This window comes from Pseudoalteromonas sp. APC 3358 (assembly GCF_030408075.1).
Lineage (GTDB): Bacteria > Pseudomonadota > Gammaproteobacteria > Enterobacterales > Alteromonadaceae > Pseudoalteromonas > Pseudoalteromonas arctica.
Map to the genome: position 1 here is coordinate 22,463 of NZ_JASDCE010000019.1, position 25,466 is coordinate 47,928.

27 protein-coding genes are annotated in these 25,466 nt (G+C 40.0%); 17 read left to right on the forward strand and 10 right to left on the reverse strand.

From position 1 onward, the window contains the following. Window positions 1–20 precede the first annotated feature (20 nt). From QL995_RS20280 to QL995_RS20290, 3 genes are all read left to right on the forward strand, one after another. Window positions 21–4,322, forward strand: coding sequence for an alpha-1,6-glucosidase domain-containing protein (locus QL995_RS20280; RefSeq protein WP_290294951.1), 4,302 nt, complete (start codon window positions 21–23; stop codon window positions 4,320–4,322). A gap of 176 nt (window positions 4,323–4,498) precedes the next feature. Continuing rightward, entirely contained in the window at window positions 4,499–5,044 is a 546-nt protein-coding gene (locus QL995_RS20285) for a PH domain-containing protein (RefSeq protein ID WP_290294952.1), read from the forward strand. 37 nt (window positions 5,045–5,081) lie between these two features. Then, window positions 5,082–5,477, forward strand: coding sequence for a DUF1801 domain-containing protein (locus tag QL995_RS20290; RefSeq protein ID WP_007584614.1), 396 nt, complete (start codon window positions 5,082–5,084; stop codon window positions 5,475–5,477). Window positions 5,478–5,498: 21 nt separating this feature from the next. On the opposite strand, the gene QL995_RS20295 is transcribed toward QL995_RS20290, so the two are convergent. After that, the gene (locus tag QL995_RS20295) at window positions 5,499–5,843 is read right to left on the reverse strand and encodes a rhodanese-like domain-containing protein (protein WP_002959525.1); all 345 of its coding nucleotides are present in this window, start codon (window positions 5,841–5,843) and stop codon (window positions 5,499–5,501) included. 285 nt (window positions 5,844–6,128) lie between these two features. Here QL995_RS20295 and QL995_RS20300 point away from each other — a divergent pair, with 285 nt between their 5' ends. Continuing rightward, window positions 6,129–6,437 (forward strand): metalloregulator ArsR/SmtB family transcription factor, encoded by a 309-nt coding sequence (locus QL995_RS20300; protein WP_165726606.1) that lies wholly within the window; start codon window positions 6,129–6,131, stop codon window positions 6,435–6,437. Here QL995_RS20300 and QL995_RS20305 read toward each other — a convergent pair. Next, complete coding sequence (locus tag QL995_RS20305; RefSeq protein WP_165726607.1) at window positions 6,430–7,107, reverse strand: nitroreductase family protein; 678 nt, start codon at window positions 7,105–7,107, stop codon at window positions 6,430–6,432. The genes QL995_RS20300 and QL995_RS20305 overlap by 8 nt on opposite strands. Window positions 7,108–7,294: 187 nt before the next feature. On the opposite strand from QL995_RS20305, the gene QL995_RS20310 reads away from it, so the two are divergent. The 4 genes from QL995_RS20310 to QL995_RS20325 all read left to right on the forward strand — a co-directional run bounded on the left by QL995_RS20310 (window position 7,295) and on the right by QL995_RS20325 (window position 12,585). Then, the gene (locus QL995_RS20310) at window positions 7,295–8,176 is read left to right on the forward strand and encodes an ABC transporter ATP-binding protein (RefSeq protein ID WP_007584623.1); all 882 of its coding nucleotides are present in this window, start codon (window positions 7,295–7,297) and stop codon (window positions 8,174–8,176) included. Window positions 8,177–8,185: 9 nt separating this feature from the next. Continuing rightward, window positions 8,186–11,764 carry a M1 family aminopeptidase gene (locus tag QL995_RS20315; protein ID WP_290294954.1) on the forward strand — a complete coding sequence of 1,193 codons (3,579 nt, stop codon included), beginning with the start codon at window positions 8,186–8,188 and terminating at the stop codon, window positions 11,762–11,764. 183 nt (window positions 11,765–11,947) lie between these two features. Next, complete coding sequence (locus QL995_RS20320) at window positions 11,948–12,259, forward strand: Bor family protein (RefSeq protein WP_290294955.1); 312 nt, start codon at window positions 11,948–11,950, stop codon at window positions 12,257–12,259. Further along, the gene (locus QL995_RS20325; RefSeq protein ID WP_290294956.1) at window positions 12,256–12,585 is read left to right on the forward strand and encodes a hypothetical protein; all 330 of its coding nucleotides are present in this window, start codon (window positions 12,256–12,258) and stop codon (window positions 12,583–12,585) included. The genes QL995_RS20320 and QL995_RS20325 overlap by 4 nt, the downstream gene beginning before the upstream one ends. 13 nt (window positions 12,586–12,598) lie before the next feature. On the opposite strand, the gene QL995_RS20330 is transcribed toward QL995_RS20325, so the two are convergent. The 8 genes from QL995_RS20330 to QL995_RS20365 form a co-directional block, all read right to left on the reverse strand. Further along, entirely contained in the window at window positions 12,599–13,837 is a 1,239-nt protein-coding gene (locus tag QL995_RS20330; protein ID WP_101216074.1) for an ABC transporter permease, read from the reverse strand. Further along, window positions 13,830–14,537, reverse strand: coding sequence for an ABC transporter ATP-binding protein (locus tag QL995_RS20335; protein WP_024594267.1), 708 nt, complete (start codon window positions 14,535–14,537; stop codon window positions 13,830–13,832). The genes QL995_RS20330 and QL995_RS20335 overlap by 8 nt, the downstream gene beginning before the upstream one ends. Beyond that, on the reverse strand, window positions 14,537–15,703 hold the full coding sequence (locus QL995_RS20340; protein ID WP_166420621.1) for an efflux RND transporter periplasmic adaptor subunit: 1,167 nt from the start codon (window positions 15,701–15,703) through the stop codon (window positions 14,537–14,539). The genes QL995_RS20335 and QL995_RS20340 overlap by 1 nt, the downstream gene beginning before the upstream one ends. Before the next feature lie 56 nt (window positions 15,704–15,759). Further along, complete coding sequence (locus QL995_RS20345; RefSeq protein WP_290294958.1) at window positions 15,760–16,473, reverse strand: YIP1 family protein; 714 nt, start codon at window positions 16,471–16,473, stop codon at window positions 15,760–15,762. Window positions 16,474–16,665: 192 nt separating this feature from the next. Continuing rightward, entirely contained in the window at window positions 16,666–17,352 is a 687-nt protein-coding gene (locus QL995_RS20350) for a TorF family putative porin (protein ID WP_024591363.1), read from the reverse strand. A gap of 278 nt (window positions 17,353–17,630) precedes the next feature. After that, on the reverse strand, window positions 17,631–18,794 hold the full coding sequence (locus tag QL995_RS20355; RefSeq protein WP_024591362.1) for a hypothetical protein: 1,164 nt from the start codon (window positions 18,792–18,794) through the stop codon (window positions 17,631–17,633). A 155-nt stretch (window positions 18,795–18,949) separates the two neighbouring features. Further along, window positions 18,950–19,150: a helix-turn-helix transcriptional regulator gene (locus QL995_RS20360; RefSeq protein WP_024591361.1), complete on the reverse strand. Its 201-nt coding sequence runs from the start codon at window positions 19,148–19,150 to the stop codon at window positions 18,950–18,952. Between the two features lie 8 nt (window positions 19,151–19,158). Further along, window positions 19,159–19,584, reverse strand: coding sequence for a hypothetical protein (locus QL995_RS20365; RefSeq protein WP_290294959.1), 426 nt, complete (start codon window positions 19,582–19,584; stop codon window positions 19,159–19,161). Window positions 19,585–19,817: 233 nt separating this feature from the next. On the opposite strand from QL995_RS20365, the gene QL995_RS20370 reads away from it, so the two are divergent. The 9 genes from QL995_RS20370 (at window position 19,818) to rpsE (ending at window position 25,464) form a co-directional block, all read left to right on the forward strand. Then, on the forward strand, window positions 19,818–21,788 hold the full coding sequence (locus QL995_RS20370; RefSeq protein ID WP_290294960.1) for an AsmA family protein: 1,971 nt from the start codon (window positions 19,818–19,820) through the stop codon (window positions 21,786–21,788). Between the two features lie 273 nt (window positions 21,789–22,061). Beyond that, window positions 22,062–22,430: a 50S ribosomal protein L14 gene (gene rplN / locus QL995_RS20375; protein ID WP_002959498.1), complete on the forward strand. Its 369-nt coding sequence runs from the start codon at window positions 22,062–22,064 to the stop codon at window positions 22,428–22,430. Between the two features lie 10 nt (window positions 22,431–22,440). Then, a complete protein-coding gene (rplX, locus tag QL995_RS20380; protein ID WP_002959496.1) occupies window positions 22,441–22,755 on the forward strand; it encodes a 50S ribosomal protein L24 in 315 nt (104 codons plus the stop codon). 16 nt (window positions 22,756–22,771) lie between these two features. Beyond that, complete coding sequence (rplE, locus tag QL995_RS20385) at window positions 22,772–23,311, forward strand: 50S ribosomal protein L5 (RefSeq protein ID WP_010554915.1); 540 nt, start codon at window positions 22,772–22,774, stop codon at window positions 23,309–23,311. 10 nt (window positions 23,312–23,321) lie between these two features. Then, the gene (rpsN, locus tag QL995_RS20390; RefSeq protein ID WP_010554914.1) at window positions 23,322–23,627 is read left to right on the forward strand and encodes a 30S ribosomal protein S14; all 306 of its coding nucleotides are present in this window, start codon (window positions 23,322–23,324) and stop codon (window positions 23,625–23,627) included. 21 nt (window positions 23,628–23,648) lie between these two features. After that, window positions 23,649–24,041 (forward strand): 30S ribosomal protein S8, encoded by a 393-nt coding sequence (rpsH, locus tag QL995_RS20395; RefSeq protein ID WP_007584660.1) that lies wholly within the window; start codon window positions 23,649–23,651, stop codon window positions 24,039–24,041. 13 nt (window positions 24,042–24,054) lie between these two features. Continuing rightward, window positions 24,055–24,588 (forward strand): 50S ribosomal protein L6, encoded by a 534-nt coding sequence (gene rplF / locus QL995_RS20400; RefSeq protein ID WP_002959488.1) that lies wholly within the window; start codon window positions 24,055–24,057, stop codon window positions 24,586–24,588. A 9-nt stretch (window positions 24,589–24,597) separates the two neighbouring features. Then, the gene (rplR, locus tag QL995_RS20405) at window positions 24,598–24,948 is read left to right on the forward strand and encodes a 50S ribosomal protein L18 (protein ID WP_002959486.1); all 351 of its coding nucleotides are present in this window, start codon (window positions 24,598–24,600) and stop codon (window positions 24,946–24,948) included. Between the two features lie 9 nt (window positions 24,949–24,957). Continuing rightward, on the forward strand, window positions 24,958–25,464 hold the full coding sequence (gene rpsE, locus QL995_RS20410; protein ID WP_002959485.1) for a 30S ribosomal protein S5: 507 nt from the start codon (window positions 24,958–24,960) through the stop codon (window positions 25,462–25,464). Window positions 25,465–25,466 lie beyond the last annotated feature (2 nt).

Consider the following 25,466-nt stretch of genomic DNA (forward strand, 5'->3'; position numbering starts at 1 on the left):
AGCAAACGGAGTGTTTAAAAATGAAAATTATAACTATGTCTAAATATTTGCTAATAACGTTAGCGTTAATGCTATTAGCAGCGTGTGGTGGAACAGGTGATGTTGAATCTGGTGAACCATTACTTACCTGTAATGTGCCACAAGTCCCTAATGAAGCGGGGTCACAATGTGTCGATCCCGAACCTATATCGTGCCCTGCACCTACAGTACCTGATGAAAATAACGAAAGTTGCGTGGTTGGCGCCGACCCAACCCTGCCAGACCCTGTTGTATTTGCAGGGGAGGGAGAGGCGGTTTTATTTTATAACCGCTTAGCCGATGATAACTACGAAGGCTACCGATTACATTCGTGGAATAACGATGTGTGTGATGCTTATGCACCACCATTTGATACCAGTGATTGGGCTAACGGCCATGAATACGATGGTATTGATCCAAACTACGGTGCGTACTGGATAATTAACCTTAAAGAGGGTTATAACGAATGTGCAAATTTTATTATTCATATTGGTACAGAAGGGTCAGGTAAGGCGTTTGGTGATGTGGATTTAACCATGCCGCTGATGCAAGACGATGAAACCTTTCAGCGTATGAACTTTACCATTCATGGCGAGCCTTCGGTGTTTGAATACCCTATATTAAGTTTAGGCGAACGCGCAGTTGCTATAACAGGTGCTTCAGCGCATTGGATTGATTTAAATACTATTTTGTATAAACCAAGTAACGAGTTTACAAGCCTAATTAAGTTACATTCATCAGCTACGGCTGAGCTTGAAGTGGATATTGATACTGGTTTAAACGGCGATACTGTTACGCTGCAATCAAGCAATTTAACTGATGAGCAAGCGTCAAAAGTACCGCATTTAACCACCTGGAACGCATACGAAGGAAGTTGGGATACAAGCACTGCCAAAACGCTTATTAAATCGCAGCTTGTTATTGCAGGTTACGATAGTGAAGGCACGCTGCTAGAAGCAAGCTATGTGCAAACCGCTAAAGCACTCGATGCCCTTTATACGCAAGGCGAAGACGATGCTAATGAAGCTGTGCTGGGTGTAAATTATGGCAATAACGCGATTGATGTAACTGTGTGGGCACCCACCGCTAATAACATGATGCTAAACGTGTTTGATGATGCAAAAACACAAGTGCACTCTACGCCAATGACATTAAATACACAGACAGGTATTTGGCAAGCAAGTTTAGATATGCAATACGACCGCCACTACTACCGCTTTAATTTTGATGTTTACCACCCACTGACTCAGCAAATAGAGTCGCTTTGGAGCACAGACCCTTACTCACTAAATGTATCTACCAATGGTTTATACAGCCAGTTGATTAATTTAGCCGATGAAGACACTAAACCCGAAGGGTGGGATACACGCCTTATTCCTACGGTAGAAAATCCAGAAGATGCGATTATTTACGAGGGCCATGTACGTGATTTTAGCGCACGCGATAACAGCGTAACAGAGGCTAACCGTGGTAAGTACCTTGCGTTTACTGAGCTAAATAGTGCTCCTATGCAGCACTTACAAACTTTGGCTCAAAATGGCTTAACGCATTTTCATTTATTACCTATTACTGATATTGGCACCATAGATGAAGACATCAGTAAACGTGTAGATATTAGCGATACGCTAGGTGATTTATGTGAGCAAATTAATGATGAAGCCGATGCGTGTAAAACCCAAGATAAAAGCAGCACCATTATTGATTTAATGAGCGGTTATTTACCAGGCTCAGATGACGCACAAGCACTTGCTAATGCTATGCGCAGCTTAGATAGCTTTAACTGGGGTTACGATCCGCATTACTTTATAGCGCCTGAAGGCTCGTACGCCTCAAGTCCAGAGGGCATTGCCCGCGTTAAAGAAACCCGCGCTATGGTGCAATCACTGCAGTCTATTGGTCTGCGCGTAGTGCTTGATGTGGTTTATAACCATACAACGTCATCGGGTATTTGGGACAAGTCGGTATTTGATAAGCTAGTACCGGGTTACTACCATCGCTATAACGAAGTAAGTGGTGAAATAGAGCGCTCAACGTGTTGTGAAAATACAGCTACAGAGCATGTAATGATGGATAAGTTTGTTAGTGATTCATTAGTTATTTTGGCGCGCGAATTTGGTTACGACAGCTTTAGATTTGATGTAATGGGGCACATGCCAAAATCGTCAATTCTTGCAGCACGTGATGCAGTGCAAGCTGTTGATGAAGATAACTACTTTTATGGCGAAGGTTGGGACTTTGGTGAGGTGGCAAGTAACCGCTTATTTGTACAAGCCAAACAAGCCGATATGGCCGGTAGCGAAGTAGGTACCTTTAACGACCGTATTCGTGAAGCCGTTCGCGGTGGTGCATTATTTAGTAATAGCTCAACAGATGGCAATTTAGCAGAGCAAGACACGTTACGTTTGTCACTTGCGGGTAATTTACAAAACTACATTTTAAAAGACTTTAAAGGTAACTCAGCAAAGGGTAATAGCTTTACTTGGAATACTCAGCCAACGGCGTATGCACTAGACCCTGCCGATAGCATTCATTACGTATCAAAACACGATAACGAAACACTATGGGATCAGCTGCAATATAAACACAGCACTAATATGAGTATTGAGCAGCGTGTTCGTGCTCATAATATGGCATTAGCACTTCCGCTTATGAGCCAAGGTATTCCATTTATGCAAATGGGCGCCGACTTGCTACGTTCAAAATCGATGGATCGTAACAGCTACGACTCGGGCGACTGGTTTAACTTTGTGGATTTTACCCAAAATACCAATAACTGGAATATTGGCTTGCCACCCGCGCAAGACAACGAAGTGAAATGGCAAGAAATTATGCCTATTTCTGCTAATACCCAAGCGGCTGCACAGCCACAAGATATTACCTTTGCACATGATGTATTTAATGAATTTTTACAAATACGTAGTAGCAGCCCACTCTTTAGATTAACCACAGAGCAAGATGTTATTGAGCGGGTGGGTTTTCATAACGTAGGTAAAGCGCAGCAACATGGCTTAATAGTAATGAGCATTGATGATGGCGAAGGGCTAACAGACTTAGACCCTGCATTTGATGCGCTTGTTGTCGTAATTAACGCAACCGAGCAAACCCTTAGCCATACTATTGCCACCGCAGCGGATTTTGAATTACACAATGTATTAAAAAACAGTGTTGATGCAAGTATGGCTAGCGCCAATTTTGCTGCTGGCGATAACGAAGGCACATTTACTGTACCGCCTTATACATTAGCTGTATTCACTAAAAACCAAGGTGAGAGCCAAGGTGTTGGTTTAAGTGCAAATGCGACCGTAGGCGCGCCTGATGTAGTACCTTATGGCAGCACCGCTGTGTTTGTGCGCGGTAGTTTAAACGACTGGGGCACACGCGATGCATTTGAATATATTGGCGATGGTGAATACCGTATAGCAATTGCACTGAGCGCTGGCGATTACGAATTTAAAATTGCCTCTGAAGATTGGTCTACGGTTGATTTTGGTGCGCTTTCTGATGCTGATAAAGATGTAGTTGAAAACCAAAGCGAGGCATTAACGCGCTCAGGTGCAAACATGACATTCAGCGCTGCTATTGATGCAACCTATGTATTTTCGCTTGATGCTTCAAACCCTGAAAATCCAACGCTTACTTTATACAACGAAGAGCCATTTATAGGCACTGCTATTTATGTGCGCGGTACGCTTAATGACTGGGGAGTAACCGATGAGCTAAGTTATAAAGGTAAAGGTATTTACACCTTTACTAAAACACTGAGTGCTGCAAGCTATGAATTTAAAGTAGCGTCAGAAGATTGGAGCACGGTTGATTATGGATCGGCTGAGGGAGATGCCAGTGTTATGGTTGGCACTGCAGAGCAGTTGTGGGTTGCGGGCGCGAATATGACCATCGACATTGCAGAAGAAGGTGAATACCAGTTTATATTTGACGCCAGTGATTTAAATAACGTATCGCTAAAAGTGCTCAACGCTGAAATGTTTGCACAAACGACAGTGTTTATTCGTGGCAGCTTAAATGACTGGAGTACTGATAACCCGCTGATGTACGAGGGTGATGCAATTTACTCTACATCAATAGAGTTAGAAGCAGGTGACTACGAATTTAAAGTAGCGTCTGAAGATTGGAGTACCGTTGATTACGGTGGAGCAGGCGATACGCCGGTAGTGGCAATTGATGAACTAACACCACTTGAAGCTGTAGGTGCCAATATAGCACTAAATATTACCGAACAAGGTACTTACACGTTTAATGTAATAGGCCCAGATAGAGAAAATGTAAGCATACTTATTAATAAGTAATAGCAGTTTATTTTCCCAGACCTAAGCCGAGCATAGCCCTGTATGCTCTGCTTTTTTGTATGTACATAAATGTGTGAAAGTATATTTGAATGCTAATTATAAATGTTTGGACTAAATTGCATTCAATATTAGATTGGCGTACTTTTATAAATCCCCAACCATACAAAAGAAAGCTAATGAGTAACTTAACCTTAAAAAGTGCTAATTTTGATCCTAAAGTAAAACAATACTGGATGGTTACTGCCTCGCTATTTGCAATGTTGGCTCTTGTTACTATACCGCTTATACCTATTATTTTACTTATTGTATGGCTGGTGGGCGGACGAATACTCGCAGCTATGTCAGCTGACTTATTACCACAAAAATTGGTAGTTAAACGTGGCATATTATTTAAAGAAGAAAAATCTATTCCGCTTGAAAAAATAACCGATGTTGGATTAAGCCAAGGGCCGCTCATGCGAATTTTTGGATTATATCGTTTAAGCTTTGAAACAGCTGGGCAGTCAGGAAATGGCGCTTTAGTGTCTTTGCTTGGTGTGGTTAATGCGAGTGAGTTTAGAGAGGCGATACTTGAGCAAAAAGATGTATTGGCTAATCAAGGTAAAACGTCGCAGCAGGCAACAGAGCAAAGTGAGAAAGAGCTACTGAGAGCACTTACTTATAGTGTTAAAAATATTGAGCAGATGCTACTTGTTTTAGTTGATGAAAGGCAGCAAAAGTAACCTGTTTTAAACTTGTAATACTTATAAGGATGTTTTTATGAATACGGATATAAAAAATATATTTAATAATTATCCTGAGGCAGCTAAAAGTACGCTTATACAATTACGAGAGTTAATTTATACCGTAGCACAAGAGCAAAACTTAGGAGCTGTTGAAGAGTCTTTAAAGTGGGGAGAGCCAAGTTATAACACAATAAATGGCAGCCCCATTCGCGTAGGCTTAAAGGGCTCATCGTGTTATTTGTTTTTTCATTGCCAATCAAAGCTAGTAAGCACATTTAGAGAGTTGTACTCTCATAATCTTACCTTTGAAGGAAATAGAGCAATAGTGTTAAATAGTGAAAAGCCATTACCAGAACACCCAGTTAAAGAGTGTATTAAATTAGCACTGACTTATCACAGCGTTAAACACCTACCTTTGTTAGGCGCATAATTATAAGTACTTAGTAGATACTTAAAATACGCTACATATTTGGTTTGCGTCACAGGTAATAACAGTCACGTTTTCATAACCCACACGCGTTAACGCTTCTGCTCCCAACGTTGCGCGTGCACCACTTGCGCAGTGCACGTAAATAGGGCGAGCTGCGTCTTTTTCTATTTCCATCAGCTTCATCTCGAGTAATCCACGCGGAATATTTATAGCGCCAGTAGCTGCTTTTGTAGCGTGCTCTGCAGGTTCTCGTACATCAATAAGTAAACCTTTATTTTGTTCAAGTTCGAGTTTCGCTTGCGCTGCGTCAATACGGCGTTGGTTAGGTGTGATAATTTTTAGTAAGTCAGGGATTGATGTAAGCATTAGTTTGTAAATCCTCTTGTTCTAAAAAAAGGTATTAATATGCACCACTTGGTATAAGTAGGTTGAATTAAGTTAATACCTATAAATAACGTTAAAAACTGAAAGTTACTTTATACAAAGTAACTTAATAGCGCGGATACTGCCACAGCACTTCCGCCGATTAATAAAACGGCATCGTTAATTTTGTGATCGCCTTAATATTAGTAAATTCTAATGTTAATTATATTAGAACTTACTAATGTAAAAGTCTATACTTAAAAAGGTATCAAAAAGAGAAATAATAAAATGAATATTGAACAACTAGCTGTCAACGCAGAGCAAGCCGAACAGTTTTTAAAATTAATGGCTAACAAAAATCGCTTAATGATTTTATGTAGTTTATTACAAGGTGAGCAAAGTGTAGGTGAGCTAAATAAAAATGTACCTTTAGCACAGTCGGCGCTATCTCAGCATTTAGCAAGTTTACGCAAGGCAAATATGGTTGTTACTCGCAGAGAAGGGCATACTATTTATTACTCATTGACCGACCCAAAAGTTGAGTCGATCATTGCTTTGCTATATGAGTGGTTTTGCCGACAAGAAAATACTAAATAAACGTAGCTATTTCATCGAGTGATTTTTTATCCAGTGCATGAGCCGGTATTGTTGCATCATCACTTGGGTAGCCTGCAATAAGTAGCATGTATGGGCGTTCATTATCTTTATCACGATTACATATGTCGGTTAAAAAGCTCATTGGCTTTGGAGTATGAGTAAGGGTTGCCAAACCACTGCGGTGCAAAGCTTGAATTAAAAAGCCGGTAGCTAAACCAACAGACTCATGCACATAATAATTCGTATTTTTATCATCGGTGCTTACACCGCCCTTTTTTTGACTAAATACAGCTATAAGCCAAGGTGCATGCTCTAAATAAGGTTTATTGGCGTCGGTACCTAACGGCTTTAGCGCATCTAACCATTCTTCACCTGCTCTGCCTTCGTAAAAAGAACGCTCTAGCTTTTCGGCGGCTTCTCTTATTTGTTTTTTTACATCGCTACTGTTTATAGCCACAAAATGCCAAGGCTGATGATTCGCTCCACTAGGTGCTGTGCCAGCTGCTTTTATACATGCTTCAATAATATTTTTTGGTACTGGGCGATCGCTAAAGCTACGAATGCTATGGCGGCGTTGGCTGGTTTGTAAAAACTCGTTAGCACGATTTAGCATTTCGTCGTGTGGATATTCTATAAAGTCGTTTAATGGTTGGCTTTGGTGATCTTGCATGGCTTTTCGCTTCTTATAAAAAGTATATGTGGTTTTTATACCGAGTGAATACAGTGCAGGCAAGTGTTATGAGTTTAAATTGTGTTTATTTGTTGTTACAAATTTAACCAATAAGTAACTTATGTTCCTGTTTTGCTTGTGATATAAAGCATCATAAAAATAATTACTTATACTCAAGGAAGTAAAAATGCTATCAATAACAGGGTTATCTAAAACCTACGATAACGGCGTACATGCACTACAAGGTGTTGATTTATCTATCGGTAAAGGGATGTTTGGATTACTTGGGCCAAATGGCGCAGGTAAATCATCGCTTATGCGTACCATTGCAACACTGCAGTCGGCTGATTCAGGTTCAATTACTTTTGATGGCATTGATGTATTTAAAGACCCACAGGCACTGCGCCAACGCTTAGGTTACTTACCACAAGATTTTGGTGTGTACCCGCGTGTTAGTGCTTACGACTTACTGGACCATATGGCTGTTTTAAAGGGTATTCATAATAAAGCAGAGCGTAAAGAGTCGGTTGAAGGATTACTTGCGCACACTAATTTATATCAACATCGCTCAAAAGCGGTCAGTGGCTTTTCGGGCGGTATGCGCCAGCGTTTTGGTATTGCACAGGCATTACTGGGTGACCCTGATTTACTAATAGTTGATGAGCCAACAGCGGGGCTAGATCCAGAGGAACGTAATCGTTTCCATAACTTATTAGTAAGCTTAGGCGAGCAAAAAGTAGTTATATTATCGACCCATATCGTTGAAGATGTTGCAGAGCTTTGCCCAAATATGGCGGTGTTGGCTGGCGGTAAGATTTTACTAGAAGGTAACCCAATAGCGCTTACCGATAAGCTCCAAGGACAAATTTGGCGCAAAGCCATGAGCCAAGAAGAAGCGCAAGAACTTGAGCCGCAATTACCGGTTATTTCTAAGCGCCTATTTGCAGGGAAAACAATTTTACATGTAATAGCAGAGCAAGCCCCACAAGGGTTTGAAGCAAGTAATGCAAACCTAGAAGATGTGTATTTTTCTACTCTGCTTAATCATCGTAACAGCCAAGTAGCATAAGGAGGCGTTATGTTTTTTAATATGCTCGCGTTTGAGCTGCGTTATTTTGTGCGTCAGCCTTCGTTTTATGTGACCTCATTAATATTCTTTTTTATGGCGTTTTTTATAAGCTCCAGTAGTAAGTTTCCGTTAGGTGGGGCGAATGTTCATATGAACTCGCCTTTCTCTATTATGCTTTTAACCGTTACATTTTGTACACTCGCTATGTTTTTAGTGGTTAACTTTGTTGCCAGCTCTGCTATTCGCAACAGTGAAAGCAAAATGGATGAGCTGGTTTTTAGTAAGCCCGTTAACCCTCTTGCTTATCAATCAGGACGTTTTTTTGGTGCTTACTTGGTTGTGCTAGTTGTTTTTTTAACTGTGCCATTAGGCGTGTTTTTGGGATCTCAATTTGGCTTGTTGGTTGGTTGGCTTGATAGTGAGCTAGTAGGCCCTAATAAGTTTATATATTACGCAGCGCCTTTTTTATATTTAGCAATACCCAGCTTACTGGTACTCAGTGCTATTTTTAATAGTGTGGCGGTCTATTTTAAAACCATGATGGCGGTATATGTAACGGCCGTAGTGATTTATATAACCTACCAATTGGCGAGTATCTATTTTGATGATTTAGCGTTTAGGAATATTGTTGTTTACGCAGATCCATTCGGCCTCGGTTCGTTAATTGACTTAACCCGTTACTGGACTGTAAGTGATAAAAATACCGAAGTGTTAACGCTCTCGGGCGATTTTTTAATTAACCGTATTTTATGGGTAGCAATAAGTTTAGCGATGTTTTTTGGCCTAGGAAAGTTAGGTAATCGCGTAGTAAGTAAAAAACAGAAAAAGCAATTTGCTGTCTCAACGTTTGTAAAAAATAAACAAGCAGCACTTATTAGCAGCGCTAAAAATTACAAGTCAAAAGGGGTAAATACGCAATCGCAATTAGTAATGCGCAGCTTATTTGAACTTAAGCAGGTTATATTAAGTGCCCCTTTTATGATTTTAGCGGGTGTTAGTATTACTATGTTACTCGCACCACTCTTTGCGCCTATTGGCGCGTATGGCACAACAGATTGGCCGCTTACACAAAACATGGTGGGCATTATTCAAAACTCCTCCGCTTTGTTTATGTTTATCATTATTGCTTATTACAGCGCAGAGCTGGTTTGGCGAGAACGCCACAGTGGTATGGGTGATATTGTTGACAGTTTCCCGGTGCATAACAGTGTGTTTTGGGTATCTAAAATTATTGCGTTAATCACTGCAGTTTGTGGTCTTTATTTAGTAGGCATGATGTTTACCATTGCAGTGCAACTGTTTAAGGGGCAATTTAACCTAGAGCTTGGCCAGTACTTATTTAGGTTGGGTTACCTTACATTACTGCCTTTTATTATGATGGCTATATTGGCGTTCTTTTTACAAATAATTAGCCCTAATAAATACATAGGTATGGGTTTATTTATTCTGTATTACATTGCTCAAATGGTAATGGGTGCTTACGGGTTTGAGCATCATATGTATCATTTTTCTCAAAGCAGTAGCGTACCGTATTCAGATATAAACGGTTATGGACATTTTTTACAAGGCGCGCATTGGTATACCCTATATTGGGGGGCATTGAGTGTGTTTTTAGCTATTGTAGGGTTTGCTTTATGGCATCGCGGCCCGTCGCAAACATTGCGTACTCGTTTATCTTTAGTACGTTACAACATGTCTTTAAAAGGCCAGATTTCAGCCGTTATAAGTTTATTGGTATTTGTGGGCGCGGGTTATAACATTTATTACAACACCCGTGTAATCAACGAGTTTGTAACAAGTGATGATAACGAAGCGCTACAAGTAAGGTATGAGCAAGAGTTTTCACAATACAAAGACTTGCCACTGCCTATAATAACTGATGTTGATTTAAACATTGATATTTATCCTAAAAAGCGTGCTTTAAATGCCGTGGCTAAAATTAAGTTTACGAATACCGCAAACGAGCCAATAACCCGTGTGTTAATTAATGAGCCTAGCCAATCTAAAAGCTGGGATGTAAAAATGGCGGGCGGAAAAATAGTAGAGCGTTTAACCGATTTTGGCATGGTATGGTTTGAGTTTGAACAACCGCTAATGCCTAATGAAGTACGCGAAGGTGAGCTTTTAGTTTCTCGTGAACACGACGGTTTTGTTGATAGAAGATCTGATACTCAACTCGTGCACAACGGTACATTTGTAAATAATGGAGAATTATTACCAAATTTTGGTTATCAAAAGTATTTTCAAATTGCCGATAAGTATGAGCGCCGCAAGCACGATTTACCTGAACTTGAGCGCGCACATAAACTAGAAGACAGCCGCTATTATACGCAAAATGAGTTTGGGCCTGCTAATGGCTTTATAAACTATAAGGCAACGGTAACCACCGATGAGTCACAATTTGCTATTACACCAGGTTACTTAAAAAGTGAGAGTGTAAAAGACGGGCGCCGTACTTTTGTTTATGAAATGGATGCTCCAATTATAAATTTTTACTCTGTGCTTTCGGCAGAGCTTGAAAGTAAAAAAGTTGAGCATAACGGTGTAAATATTGAGGTGTACTACCACAAAGATCATGCATGGAATGTTGACCGCATGATTGAGTCAGTTCAAGACTCAATAGATTACTACACACAAGCCTTTGGCCCGTATCAGCATAAGCAGTTACGTATTATTGAGTTTCCTAAGTATCGCTCGTTTGCGCAAAGTTTTGCCAATACGGTGCCTTACTCTGAAAGTATTGGTTTTATTACAGACTTAAGAGATGAGAATAAAGTTGACCTACCTTACTATGTAACCGCACATGAAGTTGCGCACCAATGGTGGGGGCATCAAGTTTCGGGGGCTAATGTAGAGGGCAGTGCTGTTATTTCTGAAACACTTTCGCAATACAGTGCGCTAATGGTGCTAAGAAAACGCTTTGGCGCCGAGAAGCTTCGTAAATTCTTAAAGTACGAGCTAGATAAATACTTAATGGGCCGTACAGGTGAAGCCTTTGAAGAAATGCCGCTATATAAAACGCAGGGTCAGCTGTATCTTCACTATAATAAAGGCTCAGTTGCGATGATGGCTTTGTATGACCGCTTAGGCGAAAAACGCTTAAATGCCGCACTTAAAGCATTTTTGAATGAGTTTAAATACCAATCAACGCCATACCCAACCACACTTGATTTACTCAGTTATTTAAAGCGAGATGCAACACAAGCTGAACAACGTTTTATTGACGATCAGTTTAAATATATAACGCTTTATGAGCTTGAAATGAAAGAAGTGTCGGTTACAGATGATGTTGATAGCGAAGGTTTTTATACGGTAACACTGAGCGTTGAAGCAACTAAGCAGCATGCCGATGGACAGGGTGAAGAAACCGAGCAGCCGCTCGATGAGCTAATTGATATTGCATTATTTAGCGACGACCCTGAAAACTTACTAGCTGAAGACTTTGTTATTTACTCGCAAAAGCATCAAATAGTGTCTGGTACCAATACTATTGAGCTAAAAGTAAAAGAAAAACCATTATTTGCGGGGGTAGATCCTTACATTAAGCTGGTCGACAAAGACAGTAAAAATAATTTAGCTAAATTCTAACGTCTATTTATTTACTAACCACTTAAGTTGACTACTTTAAGGGCCGCATTTATGCGGCCTTTATGTGTAATAAACTGTATAAAACTTCATAGCGTTTCTACATATTCCCCACAGCTTTTTACGCTAATATTTTATGTTCTCTTATAAAGTTACCTTACTGGTATTTAGTTTATAAGGAAGAGTATGAAACCATTAATTATAGGGGCGATAGCATTAAGCCTCAGTGCTTGTTCTGCGGTAACCATTCAGCCACAGGCAACAGCAAAAATAACGAGCCAAGCTAATTTCGAAGATAGCCGCCCATTTTATTTATGGGGATTAGTGGGTGAGCAGCGGGTAGACGTAAAACAAATATGTTCAAATACACCGGTTATTCAAATGCAGTCACAACAAACGTTTAGCGATGGAGCGCTGAGTTTAATTACGCTTGGAATATACTCGGCCCATACCATTAAAGTGTGGTGCCAAGAGCAAATACTAGGGGAGACATTATGAGCATCAAGATATTTGCAGCCGGTTGCACACTGATTATTTTAACGGGGTGTACAAATATTTACTTTGATAACGGTATACAGAGCAAAGTAAGCAATAAAACGCTAAAAAGCTCACAGTGGCATCATAATTTTGCACTTGCGTTGTACGAGGGATCAGAGCCGTTAGATTTAACAACACATTGCCCACAAGGGGAGTGGCAAAGCGTTCATACGTATAAATCGTTTACTAATGGTTTAGCTGAGGTGGTTGTGAATCAAATCGGCCCAGCTTGGTACCCTAAAACAGTAGAAGTACAATGTAATAAGGTACCATTTAAAGCTAAATAATTATTTAAAATAGTTATTCGTAACGCAGTGCATCTATAGGGTTTAGTCTTGCTGCTTTAATAGCAGGGGCTAAACCAAATATAATCCCAATCATTGATGTAAATCCGAACGATAGTATTACAGCCCATGCTGGTATATATGCATCAGGCATACTAGGGACTAAAAACGAAATAAGCCCTGCGGCGCCATATCCTATAATGAGTCCTATTAAACCACCAAAGAGTGAAAGCACAACGGCTTCAACTAAAAACTGCAGCATAATAAAACCAGGTGTTGCGCCTAGTGCTTTTAATGTACCAATAACGCGTGTGCGTTCAGTTACCGACACTAGCATTATATTCATAACACCAATACCGCCAACAAGTAAGCTTATTCCAACAATACCAGCAGTAATAGCAGTAGCACTGCTGGTAAATTTATCTATTTGGGCACGAGATTTTTCAGCGGTTTCAAATTCAAAGTCGTTTTCATCTTTCTCTTTTAGTTTATGTAGTTGGCGCAATACACGGGTTATTTTTGCAAGCACTTGTTCTTCGTTAGTACCTTCATTTAACCTAAACATAATTTGCACATTAGTTTGTGTACTTCCGCCTTCTAAAGCACTCATGGTACTAATTGGAATATTAATGTAATCGTCTTGGTCAAAACCAAATAAGCTACCTTGTTTTTCAGCAACGCCAATAATTCTAAACCATTCACCACCTAGCTTTATATATTCACCTACTGGGTTTTCAGGAAGGTTTAGCTTTTCTATGATTGAAGGGCCGATAAATGCGACCCTTCTTCGCTTATCATCGTCTTCAGCACGAATAAAGCGACCAAGTTCAGGATAAGTACGATACGCTTTTTGATAGTCTTGCTCAGTACCGATAACACGCGATGAATGGCTTTTATTTCCATACTCAGCTCCCCCCGAAAAGCGCCAGGTAAACATTAGGGCAGTTAGCGTTTCAGCTTCTTTTATACGCGACTTTAAAGCTAAAAAATCGTCGTAGGTAAGCTTGGCATTTTTACCAACCATTTCGAGTTCAATACTGGTGTAAGGCTTTATTGTTGTTACATCTGGCGACATATCAGCAAGTTGATCGTTTATTTGCTTTGTAAAACCCTGCATTACTGCAACTACAGTAACTACGGCGGCAACACCAATAATAATGCCCAAGCAAGTCAGTGCGCTGCGCATTGCATTAGCTTTAATAGCTGAAAAAGCGGCTTTAGTGCCTTCCATTATGGCAAGAGCTGATTTAAACATGTTGCTTGATTCCTTCATCTTTAGTTACATCACTTACCACTTTACCGTCCACTAAACGAATTACGCGTTGGCAATGATCGGCAATCTCTTGCTCATGTGTTACTAAAATAATAGTGTGACCTTCGTTATGCAGCTCATCAAACAAATCCATAATTTCGCGGGTCGTTTTACTATCAAGATTACCTGTGGGTTCATCTCCTAATAATATATGTGGTTTTGTGACTAAAGCGCGGGCAATAGCAACACGTTGACGTTGCCCGCCCGATAGCTGGCTAGATAAATGATTAACTTTATCACCGAGACCTACCCGCTTTAGTGCTTCTAGAGCTTGTTGCTTGCGTTGTTTACTAGGAATAAAGCGATATACTAAAGGCTGCATTACATTTTCTAGTGCGGTTGCACGTGGTATTAAATTAAAGCTTTGAAATATAAACCCGACACTTTCATTACGCTGATGAGCAAGCTCTGTCTCGGTCATACTTTTTACTAGTTTATCTTTTAAGTAGTATTCGCCACTGCTGGGTGTATCTAAACAGCCTAGTAAGTTCATTAAGGTCGACTTGCCTGAACCAGAAGGTCCTATAATCGCCACGTATTCGTTTTGCATTATATGTACGTTTACATCATCAAGTGCCTTAAATACCTCTGAGCCCATTTTGTATTGTTTATTAATATGCTCTAGCTTGATTACCGCAGACATTAGGCTTCTTCCTTGTCTGCATCTGATTTAAGTTTTACCACATCACCTTCAGTCAAAAGACTTACTGGGCGCGCAGGGCCAATAACTATTTTGTCGCCCTCATTTAAGCCGTCAGTAATTGCTTGCTCTATATCAGATGATATTCCAACAGTTACGGCAATTTTGCTAACTGTGTTGTCACTATTTAGTCGCCATACAAATGTTTTATCGTCCTCTTTTTGGATTGCTTCAATTGGAAGTTTTAAACCGTTTTCGGCAATGCTTGTTGCGATCTCTGCTCTACAACTCATTCCTGCATATAGCTGGCGCTCAGTAGTATCGAGTAATACTTTTACTTTAAATGATAAACCTTGAGAGCCGGCTTGGTTTTTAGCTGAAGTACCAATATTGATTACTGTGCCGCTAAATGGTTTATTAGGGTATGCGGCCGCATAAATATTCGCTTTTTGGTTAAGCTTAATACTCGCAATGTCGGTTTCATCAACACGCAGCTCGGCTAAAATAGCGCTTGGGTCGGCTACTAACATCAAATCAGAACCAATAATATTAGTAGTACCGGCTATAACGGTTTCACCTTCTTTAATATTTACAGATGCAAGCAAGCCGCTCATTGGAGCTCTAAATACACTTTTACTTAAGCGATCTTGCGCAATTTGTAGTGACGCTTGTGCTTGGTTGTACGACTCTATTCGTGATTCAATATCAATTTTAGCTAGATCGCGTGCGCTTTCAATATTCTCGTAGCTCTCTTGATTACCTAAACCGACATCATATAAGTCTTTTTGTCTTTTAAGTTGGCGCTCTAGGTTAGCAAGGCGTGTTCTACTATGTTTAATTTCAATTTCTGTGGCGCGAAGGATTGCTTTACTACGGGTAACTTCAGATTCAAAAGCGGTTGTATCAAGGCGCATTAACATGTCACCTTGTTTAACTCCTTGGCCTTCTTGAACAAATATTTTATCTACTCGGCCTGTCACTTCAGAGCGTAATTGCACTTGTGTATTAAAAACTAAATTACCTGAAGCCATTATTGAGTCAGCAATGTCGCCAAGCTCTACTTGAGCAATATTTACTTCGGCTTGTTTTTCATCGCCAGAGATTTGCTTTGACACAATTAGGGCTATAAATGCGCCTACAGCGAGTGTGATGATTATTGCTTTTTTCATTTTTATCTATCCGTGAATTAAGTAATACGGAGGCAATACATACCCCCATCTAGTGGTTACATTGCTGCAATGACTGCCCAAATACCAAAAATAATGATTGAAGGAAGTGCAGAGAATAGGAGTGCTTTGTTAGTTGAAAAATTAGTCCAGCATTTTAAGCCGATCATTCCCAGTGCAATGCTCCAAAAGCTAAATAAGTTTATTGATTCTAATAAGCTATAAAAAGGATGGCCAATTTCAAGTCCTATTATTAATTGGTTAATAGATGCGTAGCTAAATACGGCTTGTTGAGATATTTGATCTGTACTTGCACTTAGTACAAGAGCAATTGTGCCTAGGCTTGAAATAACAACTGGCATCATTGTCCAGGTAGAGAATCCATACCAAGCTCCGTAGCTATGTTCTGATTCAGGATCTTGTTTAGCCACAAGCATATAATAAAGTGCCATGAGTGCATTCATGATAGCCAGCGCAATTACGCTGCCAAACAGAGCAAACCAAATTTGGTTTTCTGCATTTAGCTCTATACTTTGACGAATTGCTTTTTGCTCGCCAATTGTTGCATCTATACTTGATGCTGCTACTTGCTCATTAATCAAAAACTGCATATCAACACTAGAGTAAAAAATATAAACACTAGCGATACTAGCAAGGGTAATACATATAAATGCTAACCATGACCAACCTTTGGCGTGTTCAACACCATTGAAAGCTTTACTAGGATTTATATAAATATCGAGTAGGGCGCTAAACGCGTTAGGTGATTTCATTATTATTCCTTTATACCTATTTTATGGCTAGACAGTTATAAATGCCCAGTGACTAAGTAATAGAATAAAGGAAAAAGTATGTATTGTTTTTATTCAATTGTAACGGTTTGTTAACAGATGTGAGGGGGCTTGTTCAAAAACGAGAAAAGGGCCTAAAGGCCCTTCGTGTCGCAGCAAGTAACACATTCTTTCTTATAAATTAAAGTCTACAGAATAAGCAACGTAAGCTTTAATATCTGAATCATCCATATCTGTATCAGACAAACCAAAAGTAAAACCGTCTTTCGAAATTGATACACCGTAATCTAAGATATTATCATCGCCAATAAAGTCACCAGAGTAGTGGCCTAAGTGAAGTGCCATTTCAGTGCCGTTACTGCCAACAGCAAAACCGTAATCAGCTGTCAGGTAAAGTGAATCACCAAAGTCTGTACCATCACCACTTGCAGCTGATGTTGCAAGTACTGAAGCACCAAAGGTAAAGCCTTCAACACTGATGCTACCGTAAATTTCAGAGAAATCTGCGTCAGCCTCAGAAGCGGCATCTGGGTAAGCGTAATAAATATAGCCAACATCGTAGCTAACGCTTTCGTTAATGTCGCCACCAAAGCCTGCGTATAAATCAAGCTCATAGGTCATTTCATCGGCCCACGATGCATTTGAAGCCCAAGTACCTGCATAAAAGCCCGATTCATTGGCGTAATCAATACCGCCTGAAATAGCTGCATCGCCCCCAGTTTGCTCTTGACCGCGCCATAAGTAGTTTGATGTTGCCGCTGCATTAGCAGTTACTTCAGCATGCACAGCTGTAGATGTTAAAGATGTTGCGCCCATTAATGCTATAGCACTTATAGCGATGGTTTTTTTTAGTTTTAGCATGTCCATTTCCCGTTATATGATTTTTTGCTCGCCAAGGTTTTTATTATGTAATCGGAACCTTTAGGCTGACGGCTTTTTATTGTTTAACTAACGGGATAATTGCACTGTATGTGCCAGCTTCATTATTTTTTATTAAAAATTATTTTTTATTTATTAAAAACATGAGCTTGAATTTTATGAATAGGATGGGGATATAACATGAAGGAAGATGTTGCGCACATTGCTGGTGCATAAATTAACCTAGCCGCACCATAAAAGTACGGCTAAATTAGAAGATTTTAACCGAATATAGTGCGCATAAGGCTAATTGTTTCGTTTACGCTGCGACCTTTTTGTACTTCACTCACAATTGAATCACGTTTACTGCGAATGTGTTCAGGAATATCGTCAGCAGCAAGAGCACGGTCTACTAATATTTCTGCAGACTCTTTACCTCTACGCTGAGTTTTACCTGTTGTAGTTGTAGTACGTTTAGGCTTGGTTAGCAGTTTAATGTAGTTAGAGTTATCTGGTGTTTTAGCATCAGCGTAGTGAAAGAAACATGGAATTAATGCTTTAATAGCAACCAATTGTTCTTCTAACTCATTACTAGGTTTAGCCATTTTGTACCATGACATAGCTTGAATACCTTTTACGATATCTTGCCAGTAACGCTCAAAATCACTATTTTTAAGTTTAGAAACACCAAGGGCACCACATAATGCATCTAATCGATTATTTGTAATCGGAGTAAATAAATCAGGGCGACGCATTGCAAGCAGTCGTGTTGCAGGCGCAAGTGTTGGCTTTTCGTTGTTGTCGGTGAATATTTTTGAATAAGCAGCAACAAATTGTTGATATTCGTATTGAGTAATATCACCTTCAAGTGGAATATTCACTAGTGCATCGTCAAAAGCACCTGGTAAATCACCAAGCATTTGATGGAAGCTCTTTGCACTCTTTGTAGATGCAAACCATTCAACGTCAAAGTTGTATGTGCTTGGATCAAGTGATGCCATGTGCTTACCGCTAAACGCAAGTAAGTCTTCAGGAATCATATCTTTAAGAGACTGTTCACGAATGCTTTTGATGTAGTCTACCAAACGAAGCTGTTCATCAAGTGCAATAACGTCTTTGTGTTGTTCTACAAATACACTTACAACAGGCCACGGAGCAATACGTAAAGTTTTAACCTGTAAAAAGCTGATAGCTGAAATAAGCTGATCGTGTAGCTTCTTAAGTACTGGTAACTGCTGTGGCTCTAGCAAATCGTAGTTCATACGATCTCTGCTTGCACTTAGCAATTCGTAACACCAAGGTAAAAAATCATCAGGGTGGTTTTCTACTTTCACGGCCATAAGGTTAAGGCTTAACTCTGAAGATTGCTTCAGAATGTTCTGATAGATTTGATTTTCTTGTTCGCCTAGCGTCATTTTTGACGGTGAAATTAGCAGTTTTTTCATGCCTTGTAGAATCTCCGGTTTAGATATATATTTTTTTGCTGGTCTATTTTAGCGCAATTACGCTAATAACAACAGCGCTGTCCTCCATACGTTGTAATTGAAGTGACTAAATCGGTATTTTTGCTAATAAAATGAGACTAATGCTTTAACATGTATCAATCATTTTCATCCAGTACAAAGAGGCTTTCAACTGAGGTATTAAAATGCTTTGCTATTTTTAGAGCAATTATTACCGACGGCGTAAACCGGTTTGTTTCTACGGTACTTATTGTTTTGCGCGACACGTTAATAGCATCAGCAAGTTCTTGCTGTGAAAGCCCAGCCTCTTTTCGATACTTTGCTATGTTATTTTGCATATCCACTCCTAATCACGACTTTGCCAAAGCAATGAAGCGCCATATACCAAGAGCACGATACCTAGGTAGAATACCGCCATAGTTGCATGCGAAAATTCGGTAGGTATTTCATCGCTTATATAAAAAACACCCAGAAGGCAAAATACAAATGCAAAACTTGTATGTTTATAGGCATTAGTATCAATGGTGTTTAAAAACTCATCTTTACAAGCGTATTGAAAATACATTTTTAACGGAAAGCCCCCTTTAATGAGGTAAATAATCACTATAACTACATAAAAAGAAACGGCCAATCCAACAAATAATAACCCTTCGTTATCGTGCTTTATTAGTGAGTAAACACTGAGAAGTAAACAAACCATGGCTGTGCTTATACTAAGCCATATATTTTGACTCATAAATTTTTCTTCAGTTTTAATATCCTGTTGTTTCATAATATTCATCCTGTAATAGTATTTGATGTTTTGTAACCTCTGGGTATCAATGTAACCTTGGGGTATCACCGGGTCAATATTTATTTGTAACCTAAAGGTATCAAAATGTTTCAGGAAAGATTCATATATAACAGGTAAAATGGTTTTAGTGGCTTTTTTACATCAACTACAATGATTTTAAGGCTAACACTCGCTATGATAAGAACATTATTTGCACGTTTGAAAGGACGATCATGAAAACCTTACTTAAAATTGTAGGTGTAATACTTTTACTATGTATAGCACTAATTGTTGCCGCACCGTTTTTAATTCCTACTGATACTATTTTTAATAAAGTGTCGCAGCAGGTAGAACAAACAACTGGGCGCACTCTTACTATTAAAGGTGATAAAACACTTAGCGTATTCCCTGCATTAAAGTTAGAACTTAACGACGTGCATTTTGCAAATATGGAATCAGGTTCGCGCGCCGATATGGCGAGTATGAAACAGCTTGCTGTACATATACCTTGGTTTTCATTATTTGGTGGTGAGTTTAAATTAGATAAGTTTGTTATAAATGAACCAAATATCCTATTAGAAACTGACAAAAATGGTAAAGCTAATTGGCAGTTGTTTGATGTAGTTGCAGAGCAACCTAAAGAGCAAAGCCAATCAGGTGAAGCGATAAAGCTTCCAGATAACTTTGATATTGAGTTAGGTGAGGTTGCTATTTATGGCGGCACATTTACTTATCTAGATGGTCTAACAGGTGCTAAGCAACAAATTAGTGATTTAGAACTCGCTATTTTACTTCCATCACTTCGTAAAACATTAGAAGTAAAAGGGGGGATTACTTATATGCAGGAGCGTTTTGAGCTTGATATAAAATTAGATACTCCTGCTAAAGCAATTGAAGGTGCTACTTTTAATGTTAAACAAACCTTAGATTCTCGTTTAGTTGATCTAACGTTCGAAGGGAGCATCGCTGGGCAAGGACAAGATATTAAAGGTCAGTTATCACTAAGCGGTGAGTCTGTTAAAAGTATTGCAAAATGGCAAGGTGTAGAGTTAGACGCTAAAGACAATGCTTTTAACGCGTTCAGTGTAAACGGTAAAATGCACCTAGCAGGTGAGGAATTTAATTTAGACGATTTAGTTGCGACGTTAGACGCATTGGAAATAAAAGGTAAGAGCGAGCTTAACCTAGGTAAGCGTTTAGCTGTAAATGCTGATATCGATTTAGGTATGCTTGATTTAAACCCGTACCTACCTGAAGCAGTAGCAAAACAAGAAGAGCCAGTAGAGCAAAATGATAAGCCTGCAGAGCCAATAGTATGGGATGACACTAAAATTGATCTAAGTGCGTTAAATTCACTAGATGCGAATGTAGTTATTCGTTCAAGTGGATTAAAAGCTAACGATATTAAGTTGGGCGCAAATCAATTTACTGTTGCTTTAAAAAATAGCATTGCAAAACTAAGCCTAGATAGCTTTTCTGCTTATGAAGGGTCAGGTAAAGGCGTTATCAATGTAAACGCACAACAAGTACCTTATAAAATATCAACTAACTTTGACTTAGCTGGTATAGATGCACAGCCTTTATTAACTGATGCGGCAGGTTTTGACAAGCTAATGGGTAAGGGGTCTTTAAATTGGAACCTAAACACAACTGGCCAAAGTCAAAAGTCGTTTATTGGTGCGCTTAACGGAAAACTTGGATTTGAGTTTGCTGATGGAGCTGTAAAAGGTGCGAATATAGCTGAGATGGTTCGTAAAGGTAAGGAACTCATTTCAGGAAACTTTGGTGCTGCGTCTGAAGGGTTGGATACCGGGTTTGAAGAATCAGAGCAAACAGATTTCTCTGCACTAACGGGAAGTTTTAACTTTACTAATGGTGTTGGTAAAAATACTGATTTATCACTTATTAGCCCACTCGTTAGAATATCAGGTGAAGGCGATGTTGATTTACCACAAACAACAGTTAATTACCGTTTGGTTACAGGCATAGTTGGATCAATCGAAGGACAGGGGACCACTGATGACAGCACTGGTTTTAAAATACCACTACGTATAAAAGGGCCTTTCCACGATGTTGGTATAAAGCTTGATGTAGGCAATGCGCTTAAAGATGAAGCTAAGCAGAAGGTTGATGAGGCAAAAGAAAAAGCCAAAGACAAAGCAAAGGATAAGATTAAAGATAAATTAAAAGGTTTATTCGGTTAATCATCTATAGTTAAAACAAACAAGGCACTTATATAGTGCCTTGTTTGTTTTGTAACCATCTGTAAAATAGCTACATAGCCGTAATTACTCAACTTTAATAACCATACGCTCTAAATTAATTAAAAAATAACCTATCACTACCCCCTCAATGCTGGTACAATTGCCCGCCCTTAAGAGACAACTCGTTTGTTTTTTGATTGGGATTTAATCGAAATGTCTGATTTTTAAACGAATTTTAGACACGTTGTAATTACTACACCGGAGGTCATTAACATGATCCAAATGCAAACTCAGCTGGAAGTTGCTGATAACAGCGGCGCTCGCAAAGTGCAGTGTATAAAAGTCCTTGGTGGTTCACACCGTCGCTACGCAGCGATTGGCGACATCATTAAAGTTTCTGTAAAAGAAGCTATTCCTCGCGGTAAAGTGAAGAAAGGTGATGTTAAAAACGCGGTAGTTGTGCGTACCAGAAAAGGTGTTCGCCGTCCAGATGGTTCTTTGATCCGTTTTGACAGCAACGCGGCTGTTATCTTAAATGATAACTTGCAGCCAATTGGTACACGTATTTTCGGCCCTGTGACTCGCGAACTTCGTAATGATAAGTTCATGAAAATCGTTTCACTAGCCCCAGAAGTACTGTAAGGAGCCAATCATGGCAGCAAAAATACGTCGTGATGACGAAGTAATCGTACTAGCAGGTAAAGACAAAGGTAAGCGCGGAAAAGTGCTTTCAGTTGTTACTGAATCTGGTCGAATCTTTGTCGAAGGCATAAACTTGATCAAGAAACACCAAAAGCCGGTTCCACAATTGAACCAAGCTGGCGGCATTGTTGAGAAAGAAGCATCTATGGATGCATCAAACGTTGCGATCTTCAACTCGGAAACGAGTAAAGCTGATCGTGTAGGTTTCAAGATTGAAGATGGTAAGAAATTACGTATCTTTAAATCTACTGGTAAAACTATCTAATAGTTGGAGTAGAATGATGGCGAAACTGCATGAAGTATATAAAGACAAAGTAGTTGCGGAACTTCAAGAGAAGTTTGGTTTCAGCTCTGTCATGCAAGTCCCTCAGATCGAAAAGATCACATTGAATATGGGCGTGGGCGAAGCCCTAGCTGACAAGAAGATTTTAGATAACGCAGTAGCGGATCTAGCAGCAATCTCTGGTCAGAAACCTCTAATCACTAAAGCACGCAAATCTGTTGCTGGCTTCAAAGTGCGTGAAGGTTACCCGATTGGTTGTAAAGTAACCCTACGCGGCGAGCGTATGTGGGACTTTTTTGAGCGTTTGGTATCAATCGCTATCCCACGTATTCGTGACTTCCGTGGCGTAAGTGCTAAGTCTTTTGATGGACGTGGCAACTACAGCATGGGCGTACGTGAACAAATCATCTTCCCAGAAATCGATTACGATAAAGTAGACCGTGTACGCGGTATGGATATTACTATCACTACTTCTGCGAAATCTGATGAGGAAGGCCGTGCGTTGTTAGAAGCGTTTAACTTCCCATTTAAGAAATAAGGGTAGGGTTATGGCAAAGAATTCTATGAAAGCGCGCGAAGCAAAGCGCACAAAACTAGTTGCTCAGTTCGCTGAAAAGCGCGCGGCACTAAAAGCTATCATCAGTGATGTTAACACATCTGAAGATGATCGTTGGGACGCGGTACTTAAGCTACAAGCTTTACCTCGTGATTCTAGCCCTGCACGTCAACGTAATCGTTGTAACATTACGGGCCGCCCACATGGTTTCCTTCGCAAATTCGGCATGAGCCGTATTAAAGTTCGCGAAGCAGCTATGCGCGGTGAAATTCCTGGCCTTAAAAAGGCTAGCTGGTAATAGAATCATGGGAGTAAGACTATGAGCTTGCAAGATCCTATCGCGGATTTGTTTACACGAATTCGTAACGGTCAATCAGCGAAGAAAGTATCTGTAACGATGCCAACTTCAAAGCTGAAAGTAGCATTAGCTAAAGTACTAAAAGACGAAGGTTATATCGTAGATTTCGCCGTTAACGGTGAAACTAAACCTGAGCTTTCTATCGAGTTGAAGTACTTCGAAGGCAAAGCTGTAATTGAAAATATCCAGCGTGTAAGTCGCCCTGGTCTACGTATCTATAAGAAACGTGACCAATTACCTAAGGTAATGGGTGGTCTTGGTATCGCTATCGTATCAACTTCTAAAGGCCTAATGACAGACCGCACAGCACGTAGTGCTGGTGTTGGTGGTGAAATCATTGGTTTTGTAGCTTAATCGGAGGGGAACTATGTCTCGCATAGCAAAGGCACCAATTACTGTTCCTGCCGGTGTAGAAGTTACATTAAAAGGCCAGGAAATCACAGTTAAAGGCAAAAACGGTGAACTTACTCGTACTATCAACAACGCTGTTGAAGTACAAGTTAATGACAACGTTATTACTACTTTACCTCGTGATGGCGTAGCTAATGCATGGGCTCAAGCAGGTACTGCTCGCGCTCTAATCAACAACATGGTTGTTGGTACGCATGAAGGTTACGAGAAGAAACTTCAGTTAGTAGGCGTGGGTTACCGTGCTGCAGCTAAGGGTAAAACATTAGATTTAACTCTTGGCTTCTCACACCCAGTTAATTTCGCAGTTCCTGAAGGAATTACGATTGAAACTCCAAGCCAAACAGAAGTTCTAGTTAAGGGCGTAGATAAGCAGTTAGTTGGTCAAACAGCTGCTAACATTCGTGCATACCGTAAACCTGAGCCTTATAAAGGTAAGGGTGTTCGTTATTCAGATGAGAATGTACGCCGTAAAGAGGCTAAGAAGAAGTAAGGTAAGACGATGGATAAAAAAACAGCTCGTCTACGTCGTGCTAAACGCACTCGTAGAAATTATATTGAACAAGGCACAACGCGTCTTGTTATCCACCGCACGCCACGTCACATATACGCTCAAGTAGTAAATGCTGAGGGTAATGTACTGGCTGCTGCTTCTACTGTTGAAAAGGCTATTAGCGAAACAGTTAAAGGCACCGGTAACGTTGAAGCTGCGCAAGCAGTTGGCAAAGCGGTTGCTGAACGTGCGGCTGACAAAGGCATCGAAAAGATTGCTTTTGATCGCAGTGGCTTTAAATATCACGGCCGTGTGAAGGCGCTAGCTGATGCTGCGCGTGAAGCCGGTTTGCAATTCTAGGAGTAGACTATGGCTAACGTAGAAGCAAAGCAACAACAGCCTGATCTAGCTGAAAAGCTAATCGCGGTGAACCGTGTGTCTAAAGTAGTTAAAGGTGGTCGTATCTTTAGCTTTACTGCACTAACTGTAGTTGGTGATGGCGCAGGTAAAGTAGGTTTCGGTTATGGTAAAGCACGTGAAGTTCCAGCTGCTATTCAAAAAGCAATGGAAAAAGCACGTCGTAACATGATCAACGTAGACCTAAATGGCAACACATTACAGCATCCTGTTAAGGGACGTCATGCTGGCTCACTAGTGTTCATGAAACCAGCATCTGAAGGTACTGGTATCATTGCAGGTGGTGCTATGCGTGCAGTACTAGAAGTTACTGGTGTGCAGAACGTACTTTCTAAATGTTACGGTTCTACTAACCCGATCAACGTGGTACGTGCAACGATTTCGGCTCTTGAGAATATGAATTCTCCACAGTCAATCGCTGCTAAACGTGGCCTTCGCGTAGACGAAATACTGGGGTAACC